We start from the raw sequence: 17,988 nt of genomic DNA on the forward strand, positions 1-17,988 counted from the left end.
CTCATTTGCAACCGATCGAATCAACCAGGAAAGGGGTACGCGCGTGGATTTCAAGGATTACTACGCGGTGCTGGGGGTGGCGCGCGACGCCAGCGCCGACGACATCAAGAAAGCCTATCGCAAGCTGGCGCGCAAATACCATCCGGACGTCAGCACCGAGCCCGACGCGGCGCAACGCATGAGCGAGGTCAACGAGGCATACGCGGTGCTGTCAGACCCAGAAAAGCGCGCGGCCTACGACCGGCTGGCGCAAGGCCACCGGGCGGGACAGTCGTTCACGCCGCCGCCGGACTGGGACGCGGGCTTCGAGTTTCATGGCGCGCCCGAGGGCATGGACGCCGAGGCGTTCAGCGATTTTTTCAGCGAGCTCTTTGGCCGCATGGGGGCCGCCCGCGCGGGCGCCAACCGCCGGCGGGCCCATGCCGCCCCCGGGCGGGGCGAAGACCACCACGCCAAAGTGGTGCTGGATCTGGAAGAGGCATGGCGTGGGGGCACGCGGATGCTGACGCTGCAAGTGCCCGAGCTGGATGCCCAGGGCCGCGTGGCGCTGCGCAACCGCACGCTGGAAGTCAAGATTCCGGCCGGCGTGCGACCGGGACAGCTGATCCGCTTGGCCGGGCAGGGCGGGCCGGGGCAGCCGGCGGGCGACCTGTACCTGGAGGTGGTGGTACGCCCGCACCCGCGCTACCGGCTCGACGGCAAGACCCTTATCGCGGATCTGCCGCTGGCGCCGTGGGAGGCAGCCTTGGGCGCGGTCGTGCCCGTGACCCTGCCCGACGGCAGCACGCTGAAAGTGCGCGTGCCTGCCAATAGTCAGGCCGGACAGACCCTGACCGTGCGCGGCAAGGGACTGCCCGCGCGCGAGCCGGGCGACCTGGAGCTGCAGTTGCGGGTGATCCTGCCCAGCGCCTATGACCCCCGGGCCCGGGCCCTGTACGAAAAGATGGCGGCCGAGCTGAGCGATTTCGACGCCCGCAAGGTGGCTGCCGCCGAAGCCGAGAGGAGCCACTGACCATGGAGCTGAACGTGTTGCGCATCGACATCGCCCAGGACGCCCCGGGCCTGGACGCCGAGGCGCTGTGTCGCGCTGCCGGGGTATCGCTGGCCTGGTGGCACGCCGCGGTACAGGCCGGGTGGATCGGCGCGGCCGCGTCGGCGGAGGCGGCAGGGACCTACGACGCCGCCACGCTGCGCCGGGTGCGCCGCCTGGCGTGGTTGCAGCGCCACTTCGACGCCGACCCCGAGTTGGCCGCGCTGGTGGTGGATTTGGAAGAAGAAATCGAGCGCCTGCGCGCCCAGTTGCGGCGCCTGGGCCAGGCGGTGTGAGGCGGGAGGACACCGATGAATCCGGATCCGAAGACCTCCTGGAACGTCGGCTACTGGGTGCTAGCGTTCGTGTTGCTGTTGTGGTTCCAAAACGTGTGGCAGACCGCGCGCACGGTCGAGCCCGTGCCCTACAGCGCGTTCGAGCAGGCGCTGGCCGAGGGCCGGGTGGCCGAGGTCATCGTCGGCGAGACCACCATCACCGGCCGCCTCAAGACCCCCGACGCCAGCGGTAAGACCGTCATCGTCGCCAACCGCGTCGAGCCGCAGTTGGCCGAACGCCTGAGCCGCTACGACGTGCCCTACACGCGCGTGGTGGAGAGCACTTGGCTGCGCGACCTGCTGTCGTGGGTGGTGCCGGCACTGGTGTTTTTTGCGCTGTGGTTTTTCGTCGTGCGCCGGGTGTTGGAGCGCCAAGGCATGGGCGGCTTCATGAGCATCGGCAAAAGCCGCGCCAAGGTCTATGTCGAAAAAGACACCGGCGTGACCTTCGACGACGTGGCCGGGGTCGACGAGGCCAAGGCCGAGCTGCAGGAGATCGTGGCCTTTTTGAAAGACCCGCAGGGCTATGGTCGGCTGGGCGCGCGCGCGCCCAAGGGTGTGCTGTTGGTGGGGCCGCCGGGGACCGGCAAGACCCTGCTGGCCAAGGCGGTGGCGGGCGAAGCGGGCGTGCCGTTTTTTAGCATCAGCGGCAGCGAATTCGTCGAGATGTTCGTGGGCGTGGGCGCGGCGCGCGTGCGCGACCTGTTCGAGCAGGCGCGCGCCAAGGCGCCGGCCATCATCTTCATCGACGAGCTCGATGCGCTGGGGCGCGCGCGGGCCGCGGGCGGCCCCATCGGTGGGCACGACGAGCGCGAGCAGACCCTCAACCAGCTGCTGGTGGAGCTCGACGGCTTCGACAGCACCTCGGGCCTGGTGCTGCTGGCGGCCACCAACCGGCCGGAGATTCTGGATCCAGCACTGCTGCGCGCGGGCCGCTTCGACCGCCAAGTGCTGGTGGACCGGCCCGATAAGGCCGGGCGCGTGCAAATCTTGCGCGTGCACGCGCGCAAGATTCGCTTGGCAAGCGACGTCGATCTGGAGCAGATCGCGGCGCTGACGCCCGGGTTTTCCGGGGCTGATTTGGCCAACCTGTGCAACGAAGCGGCGCTGGCCGCTACGCGCCGCGGTGCCGAGGCCGTGGCGCTGGCCGACTTTACCGCCGCCATCGAGCGCATCGTCGCCGGGCTGGAGAAGAAAAATCGCCTGCTCAACCCACGCGAGCGCGAAATCGTGGCGTATCACGAGATGGGGCACGCCCTGGTGGCGCTGGCACTGCCCGGAACCGACCCGGTGCATAAGGTTTCCATCATCCCCCGCGGCATCGGCGCGTTGGGCTACACCATCCAGCGCCCCACCGAAGACCGCTATTTGATGACGCGCGAGGAGCTGGAGCGCAAGATCATGGTGCTGCTGGGCGGCCGGGCGGCGGAAAAGCTGGTCTTCGGTCACTTGTCCACCGGGGCGGCGGATGACATCGCCAAGGTGACCGACATCGCGCGCGACATGGTGATGCGCTACGGTATGGACGAGTCCCTGGGCTACATCGCCTATGAGGCGCAGCGGCCGCAGTTTCTGGACGTGCCGGGCCTGGCCAGCGGGGGCTGTCCGCGCAGCCCCGAGACGCAAGCCCGCATCGACGAAGCGGTGCGCCGCATTGTCATGGACGCGTTCGAGCGTGCCTGCGCGATTTTGCAGCAACACCGCGCGCTGCTGGAGCGCTGCGCGCGCGAGCTGCTGCAGCGTGAAACCCTGGACGAAGCGCAGCTGCGTGCGCTCACGGCCGAGCTGCGCCCGGCGGCGCAGGCGCCAGCCGCTTGACGGGCACGGTGCTCCTCACACCCCGCGCGCGCGGTCGTGGGCAAAGCGGGCGCGAAAGTCGGCAAACGTGCCCACCTCCAGCGCCGCGCGCACCTCGCGCATCAGCTGCAGGTAGTAGTGCAGGTTGTGAATGGTGGTGAGCATCGGCCCCAGCATCTCGCCGCAGCGGTCCAGGTGGTGCAGGTAGGCGCGCGAAAACCCCTCGCGCCCGCCGTCGTTCCACGACACGCCGCTCGTGCCCGCACACGCGTAGCAGGTGCAACTGGGGTCGATCGGCAGCGGGTCGGCCTTGTGGCGCGCGTTGCGAATTTTCAGGTCGCCGTGGCGGGTAAAGAGCGTGCCGTTGCGCGCGTTGCGTGTGGGCATGACGCAGTCGAACATGTCCACGCCACAGGCCACGCCCTCGACCAAGTCCTCGGGCGTGCCCACGCCCATCAGGTAGCGCGGTTTGTGCGCGGGCAGGCGGTGCGGCGTGTGCGCCATGATGCGGCGCATCTCCTCCTTGGGTTCGCCCACGCTCACCCCACCGATGGCGTAACCGGGCAAGTCCATCTCGACCAGTGCCTCGAGCGACTCCTGGCGCAGGTGTTCGTACATACCGCCTTGCACGATGCCAAACAGGGCGTTGCGGTTGCCTAGGCGTTCGAATTCGGCCTTGGAGCGCCGCGCCCAGCGCAGGCTCATCTCCATGCTCTGGCGCGCCTCGGCCTCGGTGGTGACGTGGCCGCTGGCCTTGTCGCCCTGCCAGTAGGGCGTGCACTCGTCGAGCTGCATCACGATGTCGCTGTCGAGCACGGTCTGGATTTGCATGCTCACCTCCGGCGACAGGAACAGCCGGTCGCCGTTGACGGGCGAGGCGAAGTGCACGCCCTCTTCGGTGATCTTGCGCATCGCGCCCAGCGACCAAACTTGAAAGCCCCCTGAATCGGTCAGGATGGGGCGGTGCCACTGCTCGAAGCGGTGCAGGCCGCCGAAGGTGCGGATCACGTCCAGCCCCGGACGCATCCACAGGTGGAAGGTGTTGCCCAAGATGATCTGGGCGCCCATGTCGTGCAGGCTGCGTGGCATCACGCCCTTGACCGTGCCGTAGGTGCCCACGGGCATGAAGATCGGCGTCTCCACCACGCCGTGCGTCAGCGTCAGGCGGCCGCGGCGGGCATGGCTGGTCGGGTCGGTGGCCAGCAGTTCGAAGGTCAGCATGGCCGGCATTGTACGGCTGCGTCTGCTTTACCATAGAATTTGCTTGACTTTTGGGTAAGTAAAGGAATCGCCGTGGAAACCGTCGAAGCCGTCGTGTCCAGCAAGGGGCAAGTCACGCTGCCCGCCGCGATGCGCGCCAAGCTCGGCATCCGGCCCGGCTCCTACATCCAGTTCGAGCTGCGCGGCCAGGAGCTCGTCATCCGGCCCGAGACGCCGATGAGCGCCTACTACGGCATGCTCAAGGGCTACGACCTCGGCGACGACCTCGAACCGCCGAAGGAGCCGGACCGGGAGTTCGACTGAATGAACGTTGTCGACTCCTCCGGCTGGATCGAATTCTTTCGCGCCGGCCCCAACGGGCCGGTGTTCAAGCCGGTCATCGAAGACCGCCGTCATCTGCTGGTGCCCTGCATCGCGCTGTACGAGGTGCACCGGGTGCTGGCCCGCAGCCTGCCGGAGGAGGTGGTGACGCGCTGCCTGGACGTGATGCGGCTGGGCCGCGTGCTGGACCTGACCGACGCGCGCGCGGTGGCCGCCGCGGGCGTGGCGCAGCGGCACCGGCTGGCGATGGCCGACGCCATCATGCTGGCCATGGCGCAGGAGTTCGGCGCGACGCTGTGGACGCAGGACGCCGACTACGCCGGCCTGCCCGGCGTGCGCTACGTGCCGAAGCCGGGCGCGGCAGCGCCCTGAAGCCGCCTCAGTCCGCCGCCGCGGCGGCCGAGCCCGCGCGCGCCAGCAGCATCGCGTCGCCGTAGCTGAAGAAGCGGTAGCGCCGCCCGATCGCGTGGCGGTACAGCGCCATGACGTGCTCGTAGCCGGCGAACGCCGACACCAGCATCATCAGCGTGCTGCGCGGCAGGTGGAAGTTGGTGATCAGCAGGTCGACCACGCGGAAGTCGAAGCCCGGCGTGATGAAGATGTCGGTGTCGCCCTCGGTGGCGCCGCTGCGCGCCCAGCTCTCCAGCGTGCGCACGGTGGTGGTGCCCACCGCCAGCACGCGCCCGCCGGCGCGGCGCGTGCGCTCCAGCGCCGCCAGCGTCTGCGGCGGAATGCGGTACCACTCGCTGTGCATGCGGTGGGCGCGGATGTCCTCGCCCTTGACCGGCTGGAAAGTGCCGGCCCCCACGTGCAGCGTGACGCTGGCGCGCTGCACGCCGCGCGCGGCCAGCGCCGCCAGCACCGCCTCGTCGAAGTGCAGCGCCGCGGTCGGCGCGGCCACCGCGCCGGGGTTTTTGGCGAAGACGGTCTGGTAGCGCTGCTCGTCCTCGGCGGTGTCGGGGTGCTCGATGTACGGCGGCAGCGGCACGTGCCCGTGGCGCTCCATCACCGCGTAGGGGTCGTCGGAGAAGCGCAGGCGGAACAGCGGCCCGTCGGCGTCGGGCCAGCGGCCCAGCAGCGTGGCGGTGAAGGCTGGCTGCCCGTCGGCCTGCGGCGCCATGCGCAGCGCGGTGCCGGGGGCGGGCTTCTTGCTGACCTTCATGTGCGCCACCACCTCGCCGTCGGCCAGCACCCGCTCCACCAGCAGCTCCAGCCGCCCGCCGGTGGGCTTTTCGCCGTACAGGCGCGCCTTGATCACCTGCGTGTCGTTGAAGACCAGCAGGTCGCCCGGCGCCAGCAGCGCCGGCAGCTCGCGGAAGATGCGGTCCGCCGGCGGCCAGCCGCGCCCATCCAGCAGGCGCGAGGCGCTGCGCTCCGGCGCCGGGTGCTGGGCGATCAGCTCGGGCGGGAGGTCGAAGTCGAAGTCGCTGGTGGTCCAGGCGCGCGCCGGTGCGGCGGCGGGGGGAAGGGTCGTCATGTCGCTCGAGGGCCGGACGGGCCCGTGCCAAGTCCAAGGGACGCGGATTGTCCCACGGCGCGCGGCCGTGTCAGGCCCGTGTCTTGCTTGCCCCATAACATGCGGGGGTAGGCCGGCGCGGGGCCGGTCGGTGGTGCGGGGGTATGGTCATGCCGTTGGTCGTCTTCAATCAAAAGGGTGGGGTGGGCAAGTCCACCATTGCTTGCAACCTGGCCGCGATCCGGGCCGCGCGCGGTCGGCGCACGCTGGTCGTGGATTTGGATGCGCAGGGCAATGCCTCGCGTTATCTGCTGGGCGATGCCGTGGCGCAGCCCGGCCCGACGGTGGCGGACTTTTTCGAGCAGACGCTGTCGTACAGCCTGCGCAGCGAGCCGCCGCAGGCCTTCGTGCGCCGCACCCCGTTCGACGGGCTGGACGTGCTGGTGGCCAGCCCCGTGCTGGAGGAGTTGCAGGCCAAGCTGGAAGCGCGCCACAAGATCTACAAGCTGCGCGAGGCGCTGGCCGCCTTGCGGGCGGACTACGATGCCATCGTGATCGACACGCCGCCGGCGCTCAACTTTTACACGCGCAGCGCACTCATGGGCGCCAGCGGCTGCCTGATCCCCTTCGATTGCGATGCGTTTTCGCGCCAGGCGCTCTACACGCTGCTCGACCATGTGGCCGAAATCCGCGCCGACCACAACCCGGCGCTGGCGGTGCGCGGCATCGTGGTCAACCAGTTTCAGGCGCGCGCCGCGCTGCCGCAGCGGCTCGTGCAGGCGTTGCGCGACGAGGGGCTGCCGGTGCTGGAGCCGTATCTGCCTGCGTCGGTCAAGGTGCGCGAGTCCCACGAGGCCGCCCGACCCCTCATCCACCTGGACCCGCGGCACCGCCTGACGCAGGCCTTCGTGGCGCTGTACGAGCGCCTGGGCTGAGCGACGTGGCCGGGGCCGTCGCCGCCGGCCGCCGCGCCTGTGATCGACTACAGTCACGCCGTGTCACCGAATGGGGTTGAAACATGTGGATGCAAGTGGTGTGGTTCGTGGCGGGGTTGGCGGCGTTGGTGGCGGGGGCCAGCGCGCTCGTGCGCGGGGCGTCCAAGCTGGCGTTGTCGCTGGGGATCTCGCCGCTCGTGGTCGGTCTGACCATCGTGGCCTTCGGCACCAGCGCGCCCGAGATGGCGGTGTCCACCGGCGCGGTGCTCAATGGCCAGACCGACATCGCGGTCGGCAACGTCGTCGGCAGCAACATCTTCAACGTGCTGTTCATTCTGGGCGCCAGCGCGCTGATCACGCCGCTGGTGGTACACGTGCAGCTCATCCGGCAGGAGGTGCCGATCATGATCGGCGCCTCGCTGCTGCTGCTGGCGTTCGGGCTGGACGGACGCATCACATGGCTGGAGGGCGCCGCGCTGACGGGGCTGCTGATCGTCTACACGGCCTTCCTGGTCGTGCAGTCGCGGCGCGAGTCGGCCGCCGACACGGCGGAGTTCGACGCGGAGCTGCAGCCCGCCGCCCCCGATGCGTGGGACGGCAAGTGGCCGGTGCAGCTGGTGCTGATCGCGCTCGGTCTGGCGCTGCTGGTGTTCGGGTCCGACTGGCTGGTGGGCGCGTCGGTGGCGTTTGCCAAGGCGCTGGGGGTGAGCGACCTCGTCATCGGCCTCACCATCGTGGCTGCGGGCACGTCGATGCCGGAGGTGGCCACCTCCATCACCGCCGCGCTCAAGGGCGAGCGTGACATCGCGGTGGGCAACGTGGTGGGCAGCAACACCTTCAACATCCTTGGGTGCCTGGGCGTCAGCGGCCTGGCCTCCGGTGGACTGGGGCTCACGCTGGCCCCCTCGCTGCTCGCGTTCGACATCTGGGTCATGCTGGCGGTGGCGCTGGCCTGCCTGCCGGTGTTTCTGACCGGACGGGAGATCGCCCGCTGGGAGGGGGCGGTCTTCCTCGGCTACTACGCCGCCTACACGGCGTACCTGATCCTGGCCGCCCAGGCGCACGATGCGCTGCCCGCTTACTCCTCCGTCATGCTCGGCTTCGTCGTGCCGTTGACCATCGTGGCGCTGGTGACGAGCGTGCTGCGCGCGCCGGGCACGCCCCCGGAGCGCTGACGGCCGGCTGCGCGCCCCCGGGGCGCCTGCGGCACAATGTCGGCAGCCGTTCACGGACGACGTTCGAAGCGTCCGGACCGCCATCGAGGAGACTCGCCGGCCATGTCTGCCGTTCCGCCCCTGTTTCGCGACGTGCCCCACCGCGCCGCGTGGCGCGAAGCCCTGCTCAACGACTACGCCCTTGCCGTCCTCACGCTCGGGGGACTGGTGGCTGTGCTGTGGCTCGCGCCATTCGCAGTCTACCGGGCGCTGACCGCCAATTGGTTGGCGGCGGTCTCGGACGCCGTCCTGGCCCTGGCCATCGGCGGCGCCGCCTGGCACGCCTGGCGCACGCGCGACACGCGCTGGCCCGGCTGGGTGATGGCCGTCGCGATCGTCGGCGGCATCTGGGCCATCGGGGTCGCCGCCCAGTTCGCGGCGCTGTTCTGGGCCTATCCCGGCGTGCTCATGAACTTCTTTCTCGTGCCTGCGCCGGCGGCCGCCGTCCTGGGCGCGGCCGCGGTGCTCGGTGCCGCGGCGCTGTCGTGGCAGGAGCTCGGGGGCACCGAGGGGCTGCCGTTCTTCGTCATCACCAACGTCCTCACCGGCGTGTTCGGCTACCTGGTGTCGCAGCAGGCGCACCAGCGCATCGAGCGCTGGCAGGCCCTGAGCCTGCTCGATCCACTGACCGGCGTTGGCAACCGCCGCCTGATGGAGGTGGAGTTTGCGCAGGCGTTCCGGTGCGGGGCCTCCGTGGGCGCGCTGGCCGTCCTGGATATCGATCACTTCAAGGCCATCAACGATGGCCACGGCCACGACGCCGGGGACGCCGTGCTGCGCGATCTGGCGACGGTGGTGCAGTCGGCGCAGCGCAAGACGGACCGCCTCTATCGCTTTGGCGGCGAGGAGTTCGTCGTCTGGCTGGGGCAGGGCGATGCCGCGGCCGCCGCGGCGGTGTTGGAGCGTATCCGCCAGGTGGTGCGCGAGCGGGTGCGTATCGCCGACCGGGCCGTCACGTTCTCGGCGGGCGTGGCCGTGCACACGGCGCCGGAGTCCTGGCAGGCCTGTCTGGCCCGGGCCGATACGGCCCTGTATCGCGCCAAGCGCGAGGGGCGCGACCGCGTGGTGTGGACGTCGCCGGGCGAGGGCGCGTCCAGCCGCACCTGAGGCGCTCGGGCCGACCCCGTCCGACTCAGGCCGGCGGCACGCGGTCGCTGCGCCGCCGCGCGGGCGGGTGCGCCGCCAGATGCGCGGCCAGATCCGTCACGCCCTCGGCGCGCCAGCGCTCGAACAGCGCGCGCAGCGCCGAAAAATCCTCCAGCCACAGCGACACCGGCGCCAGCTCGAAGATCGCTTCGAAATCGGCATCGGCCTGCAGATACGGGGGCGGAACCGGGTTGAGGCGGCGCTGGGTCATGGCAGTGCAGGGGGGGCGGCTCGCAAGGATTGGGGATGGTGCAAGTCATCGTAGGGCAAGCGCCCGGCGCTGTCGATGCGGCGGGCGGGCGACTGTCGCTTTCTCCCATCGTCGGCGATGGCGCTGCTAGGATCGGTCCATGGCCCGCGCCACGTCCGCCACCCGTTCCCGCCCCCCGCAGGCCCCGGCCGCGCCCGACGCCGCGCCGGCCGGCGCGGGGCGCGAGCGGCTCAGCGGCCCGCAGCGCGCGCTGCGGCGGCTGGGCTTGGTGCGGCCCATCGATCTGGCGCTGCATGTGCCCTTGCGCTACGAGGACTGGACGCGCGTGCGCCCGCTGGCCGACGCGCGCGACGGGGACGAGGCGCTGATTGAGGGCGAGGTGTTGGCCTGCGAGGTGCTGCTGCGCCCGCGCCGCCAGCTCGTCGCCACCCTGGCCGTGGTCGGCGGGGGGCGCTGCACGCTGCGGTTTTTCACCTTCTACCCCAGTCACCAGCGGGCACTGGCCGTCGGTGCCCGCGTGCGGGCGCATGGCGAGCTGCGCGGGGGCTGGGCGGGCTGGACGCTGGTGCATCCCCGCCTGCTGTCGCCGGATGCCCCCTTGCCCGCCGGCCTGACTCCGGTCTACCCGACCACGGCCGGCCTGCCGCAGCCCTATCTGCGGACCGCGGTCGCGCGCGCGCTGCAGCAGGCCGATCTGTCCGAGACCGTTCCCCCCGAAGCCCTGGCCGACCTGCCGGGGGTCGGCGGCGAGCCGTGGACGCTGCAGGCGGCGCTGGCGTTTTTGCATCACCCCGACCCCCGCGCGCCGCGCACGGCGCTGGACGATCGCACCCACCCCGCCTGGCAGCGCTTGAAGGCCGAGGAGCTGCTGGCCCAGCAGTTGGCCCAGGTGCGCGCGCGCCGCGAGCGCGACGCCCTGCGCGCCCCCGTGCTGCGCGCGGCGGACGACGGCCTGCCGTGGCGCCTGCAGTCTGCGCTGCCCTTTGCCCTGACCGGGGCACAGCAGCGGGTGGTGGCCGAGATCGCCGCCGACCTGGCCCGCCCCACCCCCATGCACCGCTTGCTGCAAGGCGACGTGGGCAGCGGCAAGACGGTGGTGGCCGCGCTGGCCGCGGCCGTCGCGGTCGATGCCGGCTGGCAATGCGCCCTGATGGCGCCGACCGAGATCCTGGCCGAGCAGCACTTTGGCAAGATGGTGCAGTGGCTGGAGCCGTTGCTCGCCCCGCTGGGCCGCGGAGTGGCGTGGCTCACCGGCAGCCAGCCGCGCGCCCAGCGCCAGGCCATGCTGTCGCGCATCGCGGCGGGCGAGGCCGCGCTGGTGGTCGGCACCCACGCCGTCATCCAGGAGCAGGTGACGTTCGAACGCCTGGGCCTGGCCGTCATCGACGAGCAGCACCGCTTCGGCGTCGCCCAGCGGCTGGCGCTGCGCCACAAGGCCGGGGCCGCCGCCGCGGGGATGGAGCCGCACCTGCTGATGATGAGCGCCACCCCCATCCCGCGCACGCTCGCCATGAGCGTCTATGCCGATCTGGATGTCTCCACCCTCGACGAGCTGCCCCCCGGGCGCAGCCCCATCGTTACCAAAGTGCTGGCCGAGCACCGCCGGCCCGAGGTGATGGAGCGCATCCGCCAACAGGTGGCGCAGGGCCGGCAGGTGTACTGGGTGTGCCCGTTGATCGAGGAGAGCGAGGCGCTCGATCTGCGCGCCGCCACCGCCACCCACGCCGAGCTGGCCGCCGCCCTGCAGGGCGTGACCGGCGCGGACGGCCGCCCGGTCCAGGTCGGCCTGCTGCACTCGCGCCTGCCGCCCGCCGACAAAAAAGCCATCATGGCTGCCTTCGCCGCAGGCGCCCTCGCCGTGCTGGTCAGCACCACGGTCATCGAAGTCGGTGTGGACGTGCCCAATGCGTCGCTGATGGTCATCGAGCACGCCGAGCGTTTTGGCCTGAGCCAATTGCACCAGTTGCGCGGGCGCGTCGGGCGCGGCGCGGTGGCTTCGGTCTGCCTGCTGCTCTACAGCCCCGGCGAGTCGGGCCGCGTCAGCGAATCGGCGCGCGAACGCCTGCGCGCCATGGTCGAGACCCAGGACGGCTTCGAGATCGCGCGCCGCGATCTGGCCATCCGCGGCCCGGGCGAGTTTTTGGGGGCGCGCCAATCGGGGGCGCCTTTGCTGCGGTTTGCCGATTTGCAGACCGACGAGCCCCTCATCGAATGGGCGCGCCGCTGGGCCCCGCGCCTGTGGCAGCGGCACCCCGAGCAGGCGCAGCGGCACCTCGACCGCTGGCTGGGGGGCAAGTTAGACTATCTGAAGGCTTGATCCGATAATCCACCCGGCTGCCGGCTGTCCGGCCGATCCCCCGGCAGGACCGCCGGTGCCACGGAGTCTGCCCATGACCCTGACCGAACTCAAGTACGTCGTCGCGGTGGCGCGCGAGCGCCACTTCGGCAGGGCGGCCGAGGCCTGCTTCGTCTCGCAGCCCACCTTGTCGGTGGCCATCAAAAAGCTCGAAGAAGAGCTGGAAGTCAAAATCTTCGAGCGCAGCGCGAGCGAAGTCACCGTCACCCCCCTGGGCGAAGAAATCGTGCGCCAGGCGCAGACCGTGCTGGAGCAGGCCGCCGCGATCAAGGAAATCGCCAAGCGCGGCAAAGACCCGCTGGCGGGGCCGCTGCGGCTGGGCCTAATCTACACCATCGCCCCGTACCTACTGCCCGATTTGGTGCGCCAAGTCATCGAGCGCGCGCGCCAGATGCCCCTCATCCTGCAGGAAAACTTCACCGCCCGGCTGCTGGAGCAGCTGCGTCTGGGCGAGCTGGACGCGGCCATCCTGGCCGAGCCGTTTCCGGAAGCCAATTTGGCGGTGGCGCCGTTGTACGACGAGCCGTTCGTCGCCGTCGTGCCGCGGGACCATCCGCTGGCGGCGCGCGCGTCCATCACGGCCGAGGAGCTCAAGCGCGAGACCATGCTGCTGCTGGGCAACGGGCATTGTTTTCGCGATCACGTGCTGCAGGTCTGCCCGGAGTTTGCGCGCTTTTCCGACCAGGCCGAGGGCATCCAGAAGAGCTTCGAGGGCTCGTCGCTGGAGACGATCAAGCACATGGTGGCCGCCGGCATGGGGGTCACGCTGGTGCCCCAGTTGTCGGTACCCAAGGGCGCGCTCGACCCCGCCACGCGCGAGACGCTGGCCGCCAGCGCCCCCGGCGACGCGGGCTACGTGCGCTACATCCCGTTTGCCGGCGAGCCGCCGACGCGGCGCGTCGTGCTGGCGTGGCGGCGCAGCTTTACGCGCTACGAAGCCATCGCCGCCTTGCGCAACGCCGTCTATGCCTGTGAGTTGCCCGGATGCAAGCGTCTGACCTGATGTCCCCGCCCCCACCGCCGGCCTGGCGCGCACGCCTGGCCTTGTACCTGGACTTGATCCGCTGGGACCGCCCGGCTGGCTGGCTGTTGCTGCTGTGGCCGACGCTGTCGGCGCTGTGGCTGGCGGCGGGCGGTTGGCCGGGCTGGCACCTGCTGGTGGTGTTCGTGGCGGGCACCATCCTGATGCGCAGCGCCGGCTGCTGCGTCAACGACGTGGCCGACCGCGAGTTCGACCGGCACGTCAAGCGCACCGCGCAACGCCCGGTCACCAGCGGGCGCATCAGCGCGCGCGAAGCGCTGGCGGTCGGTGCGGCATTGGCGCTGGTGGCCTTTGCCCTCGTGCTGACCACGAATCCGGTGGCGGTGGCCTGGTCGTTCGCGGCGCTGGCGGTGGCCGTCGTCTATCCCTACACCAAACGCTTTTTCTCCATGCCGCAGGCGGTGCTGGGGGTCGCCTTCAGCTTTGGCATTCCGATGGCGTTTGCCGCCGTGCGCGGCGAGGTGCCGCCACTGGCCTGGGGCCTGTTGCTGGCCAACGCCTTTTGGGTGCTGGCATATGACACCGAGTATGCGATGGTCGACCGCGACGACGACCTGCGCATCGGCATCCAGACGTCGGCCATCACCCTGGGGCGTTGGGACGTGGCGGCGGTGCTCGCGTTTTACGCCCTGCACCTGGTGTTGTGGGGAGCGTTGGTCTGGCCGCTGGCAGGCGGCCCGTGGTTGGCGCTGGCGCTGGCCGTCGCGGCGGCGCAGGTGGTGTGGCACGCCTGGCTGATTCGCGACCGCAGCCGCGAGGGGTGCTTCCGGGCCTTTCGCCTCAACCACTGGCTGGGCGCCACGCTGTTTGCGGGGGTGGTGTTGCCGTTGGCGCTGCGCTGATCGCCGCGCGGCTCGCTCAAGCGCCGTAGGCGTCGCCCAGCTCCTGTGCGCGCCGCCACGCCGCCTGCATCGCGGCGCCAAAAGCGCGCTTGACACCCGCTTCCTCCAATACCGCCAGGGCCGCGGCCGTCGTGCCGCCTTTGGAGGTGACGCGCTCGCGCAGCACCTCGGGTGGTTCGCCCGCTTGCCGCGCCAGTTGCGCGGCGCCGATGAAGGTACCGATGGCCAACTCCAGCGCCACGGCGGGGGGGAGCCCCATCGCGGCGCCCGACTCCCGCATGGCCTCCAGAAAATAAAACACATACGCGGGGCCGGAGCCCGACAGCGCCGTCACCGCGTCCAGCGCCGCTTCTTCATCCACCCAGACCCAGCGGCCCGTGCCCGCGAGCAGCGCTTCGGCCAGTGCGCGGTCTTCGGTCGTCACGCCCGGCAGCGCGTACACGCCTGTCATGCCCAGCCCCACCAGTGCCGCCGTGTTGGGCATGGTGCGCACGATGCGCTCGCTGTCCAGCCACGCTTGCATGCTGGTGCAACGGATGCCCGCCGCCACGCTCACGTGCAGCGCTCCATCCAGAAACGGGGCTGCCGCACGGGCGGCTTCGCGAAACGTCTGCGGCTTGATCGCCCAAACCACGAGCCGGCTGCCACCCAGCCGCGCATCGGCCGCCGCCAGGGTGGGCACGCCAAATCGCTCTTGCAGCCGAGCGCGCGCGTCCTCTCCTGGATCCACGACGGTGATGTCGGTCGCGTGGCAGCCGGCCTGTAGCAGCGCGCCCACGATCGCACTGGCCATGTTACCGCCGCCAATGAAGGCGATGCGCTGGCCGATCAGGGGGGAGGAGGAGGGGGTTGTGACGTCGAGGGCAGGTGCGTTCATGCCACCATTGTGGGGCAAAGTGTGGTGGCGGGGGTGGGGTGATGGCGGCCTCGCCGGGGGTGTTGACACGCGACGGAAAGCCTGCAACAATACACAGCTTCGCCCAGTTGGGTGAAGACCATCTGCCCACCGAAGCAGGGCGGCGGGGTTGCCAAGCAAGCCAGGTGCACCATTGTGCGCCGCTGTTGAGCCTCTGGTGTCAATCCCTCCCCTCGCAACGACGGGCCCAAGACTGATCGCTTCGGCCGCGGTGGCCGAAGGATTCAAGTTGGGACTTTCATCATGATCCAAACGCAAACTCGACTCGATGTTGCTGACAACACGGGTGCCAAATCCGTGATGTGCATCAAGGTGCTCGGCGGCTCCAAGCGCCGCTACGCCAGCGTGGGCGACATCATCAAGGTCAGCATCAAGGAAGCCGCGCCGCGTGGCCGCGTCAAGAAGGGCGAGGTCTACAACGCGGTCGTGGTGCGCACGGCCAAGGGTATCCGCCGGCCCGATGGCGCGCTCATCAAGTTCGACGGCAACGCCGCCGTTCTGCTCAACAACAAGCTGGAGCCGATCGGCACCCGCATCTTCGGCCCGGTCACGCGCGAGCTGCGTACCGAGCGCTTCATGAAGATCGTGTCCCTGGCGCCCGAAGTTCTCTGAGGAACCGTCATGAACAAGATCCGTACAGGCGACGAAGTCATCGTCATTGCGGGGCGCGACAAAGGCAAGCGTGGCCGCGTGCTGCGCCGTGCCGACGAGGAGCGCGTGGTCGTCGAGGGTGTCAACGTGGTCAAGAAGCACGTGCGCCCCAACCCGCTCAAGGGCGTGTCGGGTGGCATCGTCGAGAAGACCATGCCGATCCACCAGTCCAACGTCGCGATCTTCAACCCGGCCACCGGCAAGGCCGACCGCGTGGGTGTGAAGGTGCTGGCCGACGGCAAAAAGGTGCGCGTCTACAAGTCCAGCGGCGAAGAAATCAAGGTGGCATGACCATGGCACGTTTCCAACAACTCTATCGCGACAAGATCGCGCCGGCGCTCAAGGCGCAGTTTGGCTACCAGTCCGTCATGGAGGTGCCGCGCATCACCAAGATCACGCTCAACATGGGTGTGGGCGAGGCCGTGGCCGACAAGAAAGTGCTGGAAAACGCCGTCGCCGACCTGACCAAGATCGCGGGCCAAAAGCCCGTCGTCACCCGGGCGCGCAAAGCCATCGCGGGCTTCAAGATCCGCGAGGGTCAGCCCATCGGTTGCATGGTCACGCTGCGCGGTGCGCGCATGTACGAGTTTCTCGATCGCTTCGTCACCATCGCGCTGCCGCGCGTGCGTGACTTCCGCGGCATCTCGGGCCGGGCGTTCGATGGCCGTGGCAACTACAACATCGGCGTCAAAGAGCAGATCATCTTCCCCGAGATCGAGTACGACAAGGTCGATGCGGTGCGTGGGCTGAACATCAGCATCACGACGACGGCCAAGACCGACGAAGAGTGCAAGGCGCTGCTCGCCGGTTTCCGTTTTCCGTTCAAGAACTGAGGTGGCCCGTGGCTAAGCAAGCTTTGCTCCAGCGTGAACTCAAGCGCGACCGGCTGGTCGCCAAGTTCGCCAACAAATACAATGAGTTGAAGGCTATCGCCAAGGACGCCAAGCGTTCGGACGAGGAGCGTGACGCGGCCCGTGCCGCGCTGCAGAAGCTGCCCCGCAACGCGAACCCGACCCGCCAGCGCAACCGCTGCGAAATCACCGGTCGCCCGCGTGGCACGTTCAAGCAATTCGGTCTGGCCCGCACCAAGATTCGCGAGCTGGCCTTCGCCGGTGAGATCCCCGGTGTGACCAAGGCCAGCTGGTAAGGCGCGAAGGAGAACCCCAAATGAGCATGAGTGATCCGATCGCCGACATGCTGACCCGCATCCGCAACGCGCAGATGGTGGACAAGGCCGTCGTGACGATGCCGGCTTCGAAGCTGAAGACCGCCATCGCCCAAGTGTTGAAGGACGAGGGTTACATCGACGGCTTCCAGGTCAAGGAAGAGGGCGGCAAGAAAGAACTCGAGATTGCCCTCAAGTACTACGCGGGCCGTCCCGTCATCGAGCGCATCGAGCGCGTCAGCCGCCCCGGGCTGCGCGTGTACCGCGGTGCCAAGTCGATTCCCCAGGTCATGAACGGGTTGGGTGTGGCCATCGTCACCACACCCAAGGGCGTCATGACCGATCGCAAGGCGCGCGCGGCCGGTGTCGGCGGCGAAGTCTTGTGCGTCGTCGCCTGATGCGAGGCAGGAAGGAGCAACGAAGATGTCTCGTGTAGCGAAAGCCGCCATCGCCATTCCGCAGGGCGTCGAGGTGGCCATTGGTCAGGACAGCATTTCTGTCAAGGGTGCGCTCGGCACGCTGAGCCTGCCGTTGAACCCGCGCGTCACCGTCAAGCAAGACGCCGGCAAACTCACGTTTGCGCCGGCGGATGCGACGCGCGAATCCGATGCCCTCAGCGGCACGGTGCGCCAGCTCGTCAACAACATGGTCATCGGGGTCAGCAAGGGCTTCGAGCGCAAGCTGACGCTGGTGGGCGTGGGCTACAAGGCCGCCGCCCAAGGCACCAAACTCAACCTCAACGTCGGGTTCTCGCACGCGGTCGAGATTGAGATGCCCGCGGGCGTCAAGGCCGAGACCCCGAGCCCGACCGAGATCCTGATCAAGGGCGCGGATCGCCAGCGCGTGGGCCAGGTGGCCGCCGAGGTCCGTTCGGTGCGTCCCCCCGAGCCCTACAAGGGCAAGGGCATCCGGTATGCGGATGAGAAGGTCGTCATCAAAGAGACCAAGAAGAAGTAAGGACTGCGAACATGTTGACCAAGAAAGAACAGCGTTTGCGTCGCGCGCGGCAGACCCGCATCCGCATCGCCCAGCAGGGCGCCGTGCGCCTGGCGGTGCACCGCACCAACCTGCACATCTACGCCAACATCATCTCGGGCGATGGCGCGCGCGTGCTGGCGTCGGCCTCCACGCTGGAGCCCGAAGTCCGTGCCCAGCTCGGCGGTGCCGGCAAGGGCGGCAACACCGCGGCGGCGGCCCTGATCGGCAAGCGCATTGCCGAGAAGGCCAAGGCGGCCGGCATCGAGAAGGTGGCGTTCGACCGCTCGGGCTTCGCATACCACGGCCGCGTCAAGGCCCTGGCCGAAGCCGCGCGTGAAGCCGGCCTGCAATTCTGACGGAGCGGGTGACGCA

The 17,988-nt window shown here is 69.5% G+C and carries 21 protein-coding genes and 1 pseudogene; 18 read left to right on the top strand and 4 right to left on the bottom strand.

The genetic code is table 11. The annotated features are described in order from the left end of the window. Positions 1-43 precede the first annotated feature (43 nt). Genes ACPP3B_RS06385 through ftsH form a run of 3 tightly spaced genes read left to right on the top strand, consistent with a single transcriptional unit; the run spans position 44 to position 3,183 of the window. Positions 44-1,012, top strand: coding sequence for a DnaJ C-terminal domain-containing protein (locus ACPP3B_RS06385; protein WP_299022519.1), 969 nt, complete (start codon positions 44-46; stop codon positions 1,010-1,012). Between the two features lie 2 nt (positions 1,013-1,014). After that, a complete protein-coding gene (locus ACPP3B_RS06390) occupies positions 1,015-1,326 on the top strand; it encodes a MerR family transcriptional regulator (RefSeq protein WP_424860084.1) in 312 nt (103 codons plus the stop codon). A 15-nt stretch (positions 1,327-1,341) separates the two neighbouring features. Then, positions 1,342-3,183 carry an ATP-dependent zinc metalloprotease FtsH gene (gene ftsH / locus ACPP3B_RS06395; protein WP_424860085.1) on the top strand — a complete coding sequence of 614 codons (1,842 nt, stop codon included), beginning with the start codon at positions 1,342-1,344 and terminating at the stop codon, positions 3,181-3,183. A 15-nt stretch (positions 3,184-3,198) separates the two neighbouring features. Here ftsH and tgt read toward each other — a convergent pair whose 3' ends face one another. Then, positions 3,199-4,383 carry a tRNA guanosine(34) transglycosylase Tgt gene (gene tgt, locus ACPP3B_RS06400; protein WP_424860086.1) on the bottom strand — a complete coding sequence of 395 codons (1,185 nt, stop codon included), beginning with the start codon at positions 4,381-4,383 and terminating at the stop codon, positions 3,199-3,201. 72 nt (positions 4,384-4,455) lie between these two features. On the opposite strand from tgt, the gene ACPP3B_RS06405 reads away from it, so the two are divergent. Together ACPP3B_RS06405 and ACPP3B_RS06410 are read left to right on the top strand one after the other, a co-directional pair. Next, a complete protein-coding gene (locus ACPP3B_RS06405; protein WP_143969338.1) occupies positions 4,456-4,686 on the top strand; it encodes an AbrB/MazE/SpoVT family DNA-binding domain-containing protein in 231 nt (76 codons plus the stop codon). After that, the gene (locus ACPP3B_RS06410) at positions 4,687-5,076 is read left to right on the top strand and encodes a type II toxin-antitoxin system VapC family toxin (protein ID WP_068608162.1); all 390 of its coding nucleotides are present in this window, start codon (positions 4,687-4,689) and stop codon (positions 5,074-5,076) included. It begins immediately after the preceding gene. 7 nt (positions 5,077-5,083) lie between these two features. On the opposite strand, the gene queA is transcribed toward ACPP3B_RS06410, so the two are convergent. After that, complete coding sequence (gene queA / locus ACPP3B_RS06415; RefSeq protein WP_424860087.1) at positions 5,084-6,181, bottom strand: tRNA preQ1(34) S-adenosylmethionine ribosyltransferase-isomerase QueA; 1,098 nt, start codon at positions 6,179-6,181, stop codon at positions 5,084-5,086. Positions 6,182-6,330: 149 nt separating this feature from the next. Here queA and ACPP3B_RS06420 point away from each other — a divergent pair, with 149 nt between their 5' ends. The 3 genes from ACPP3B_RS06420 to ACPP3B_RS06430 all read left to right on the top strand — a co-directional run bounded on the left by ACPP3B_RS06420 (position 6,331) and on the right by ACPP3B_RS06430 (position 9,416). Beyond that, positions 6,331-7,095: a ParA family protein gene (locus tag ACPP3B_RS06420; RefSeq protein ID WP_424860155.1), complete on the top strand. Its 765-nt coding sequence runs from the start codon at positions 6,331-6,333 to the stop codon at positions 7,093-7,095. A gap of 89 nt (positions 7,096-7,184) precedes the next feature. Beyond that, positions 7,185-8,270, top strand: a complete 1,086-nt coding sequence (locus ACPP3B_RS06425) for a calcium/sodium antiporter (RefSeq protein WP_424860156.1) — start codon at positions 7,185-7,187, stop codon at positions 8,268-8,270. A gap of 102 nt (positions 8,271-8,372) precedes the next feature. After that, positions 8,373-9,416 (top strand): diguanylate cyclase, encoded by a 1,044-nt coding sequence (locus tag ACPP3B_RS06430; protein WP_424860088.1) that lies wholly within the window; start codon positions 8,373-8,375, stop codon positions 9,414-9,416. Between the two features lie 58 nt (positions 9,417-9,474). Here ACPP3B_RS06430 and ACPP3B_RS06435 read toward each other — a convergent pair. After that, positions 9,475-9,666 (bottom strand): annotated as a pseudogene (locus ACPP3B_RS06435) (hypothetical protein); the annotation flags it as partial. Between the two features lie 139 nt (positions 9,667-9,805). Here ACPP3B_RS06435 and recG point away from each other — a divergent pair. The 3 genes from recG to ubiA all read left to right on the top strand — a co-directional run bounded on the left by recG (position 9,806) and on the right by ubiA (position 13,906). Further along, the gene (gene recG / locus ACPP3B_RS06440) at positions 9,806-11,983 is read left to right on the top strand and encodes an ATP-dependent DNA helicase RecG (RefSeq protein WP_424860090.1); all 2,178 of its coding nucleotides are present in this window, start codon (positions 9,806-9,808) and stop codon (positions 11,981-11,983) included. A 73-nt stretch (positions 11,984-12,056) separates the two neighbouring features. Next, positions 12,057-13,025, top strand: a complete 969-nt coding sequence (locus tag ACPP3B_RS06445) for a hydrogen peroxide-inducible genes activator (RefSeq protein ID WP_424860091.1) — start codon at positions 12,057-12,059, stop codon at positions 13,023-13,025. Then, a complete protein-coding gene (ubiA, locus tag ACPP3B_RS06450; protein WP_424860092.1) occupies positions 13,025-13,906 on the top strand; it encodes a 4-hydroxybenzoate octaprenyltransferase in 882 nt (293 codons plus the stop codon). The genes ACPP3B_RS06445 and ubiA overlap by 1 nt, the downstream gene beginning before the upstream one ends. A gap of 16 nt (positions 13,907-13,922) precedes the next feature. On the opposite strand, the gene proC is transcribed toward ubiA, so the two are convergent. Further along, positions 13,923-14,783, bottom strand: a complete 861-nt coding sequence (proC, locus tag ACPP3B_RS06455; protein ID WP_299022542.1) for a pyrroline-5-carboxylate reductase — start codon at positions 14,781-14,783, stop codon at positions 13,923-13,925. Positions 14,784-15,065: 282 nt separating this feature from the next. Here proC and rplN point away from each other — a divergent pair, with 282 nt between their 5' ends. From rplN to rplR, 7 genes are read left to right on the top strand one after another with little or no spacing between them, the layout of a single operon-like run. Beyond that, entirely contained in the window at positions 15,066-15,434 is a 369-nt protein-coding gene (gene rplN, locus ACPP3B_RS06460) for a 50S ribosomal protein L14 (protein WP_043700216.1), read from the top strand. A gap of 9 nt (positions 15,435-15,443) precedes the next feature. Beyond that, positions 15,444-15,764: a 50S ribosomal protein L24 gene (gene rplX / locus ACPP3B_RS06465; protein WP_299022561.1), complete on the top strand. Its 321-nt coding sequence runs from the start codon at positions 15,444-15,446 to the stop codon at positions 15,762-15,764. Between the two features lie 2 nt (positions 15,765-15,766). Beyond that, positions 15,767-16,306, top strand: a complete 540-nt coding sequence (gene rplE, locus ACPP3B_RS06470; RefSeq protein WP_299022563.1) for a 50S ribosomal protein L5 — start codon at positions 15,767-15,769, stop codon at positions 16,304-16,306. A gap of 8 nt (positions 16,307-16,314) precedes the next feature. After that, positions 16,315-16,620 (top strand): 30S ribosomal protein S14, encoded by a 306-nt coding sequence (gene rpsN / locus ACPP3B_RS06475; protein WP_299022565.1) that lies wholly within the window; start codon positions 16,315-16,317, stop codon positions 16,618-16,620. A 20-nt stretch (positions 16,621-16,640) separates the two neighbouring features. Next, positions 16,641-17,036 (top strand): 30S ribosomal protein S8, encoded by a 396-nt coding sequence (rpsH, locus tag ACPP3B_RS06480; protein ID WP_299022568.1) that lies wholly within the window; start codon positions 16,641-16,643, stop codon positions 17,034-17,036. Between the two features lie 25 nt (positions 17,037-17,061). Beyond that, positions 17,062-17,595 carry a 50S ribosomal protein L6 gene (rplF, locus tag ACPP3B_RS06485; protein ID WP_424860093.1) on the top strand — a complete coding sequence of 178 codons (534 nt, stop codon included), beginning with the start codon at positions 17,062-17,064 and terminating at the stop codon, positions 17,593-17,595. An 11-nt stretch (positions 17,596-17,606) separates the two neighbouring features. Then, positions 17,607-17,972 (top strand): 50S ribosomal protein L18, encoded by a 366-nt coding sequence (gene rplR / locus ACPP3B_RS06490; protein ID WP_068608184.1) that lies wholly within the window; start codon positions 17,607-17,609, stop codon positions 17,970-17,972. The last annotated feature ends 16 nt before the right edge of the window (positions 17,973-17,988 follow it).

Source organism: Tepidimonas sp. HKU77, from assembly GCF_049728535.1.
Lineage (GTDB): Bacteria > Pseudomonadota > Gammaproteobacteria > Burkholderiales > Burkholderiaceae_C > Tepidimonas.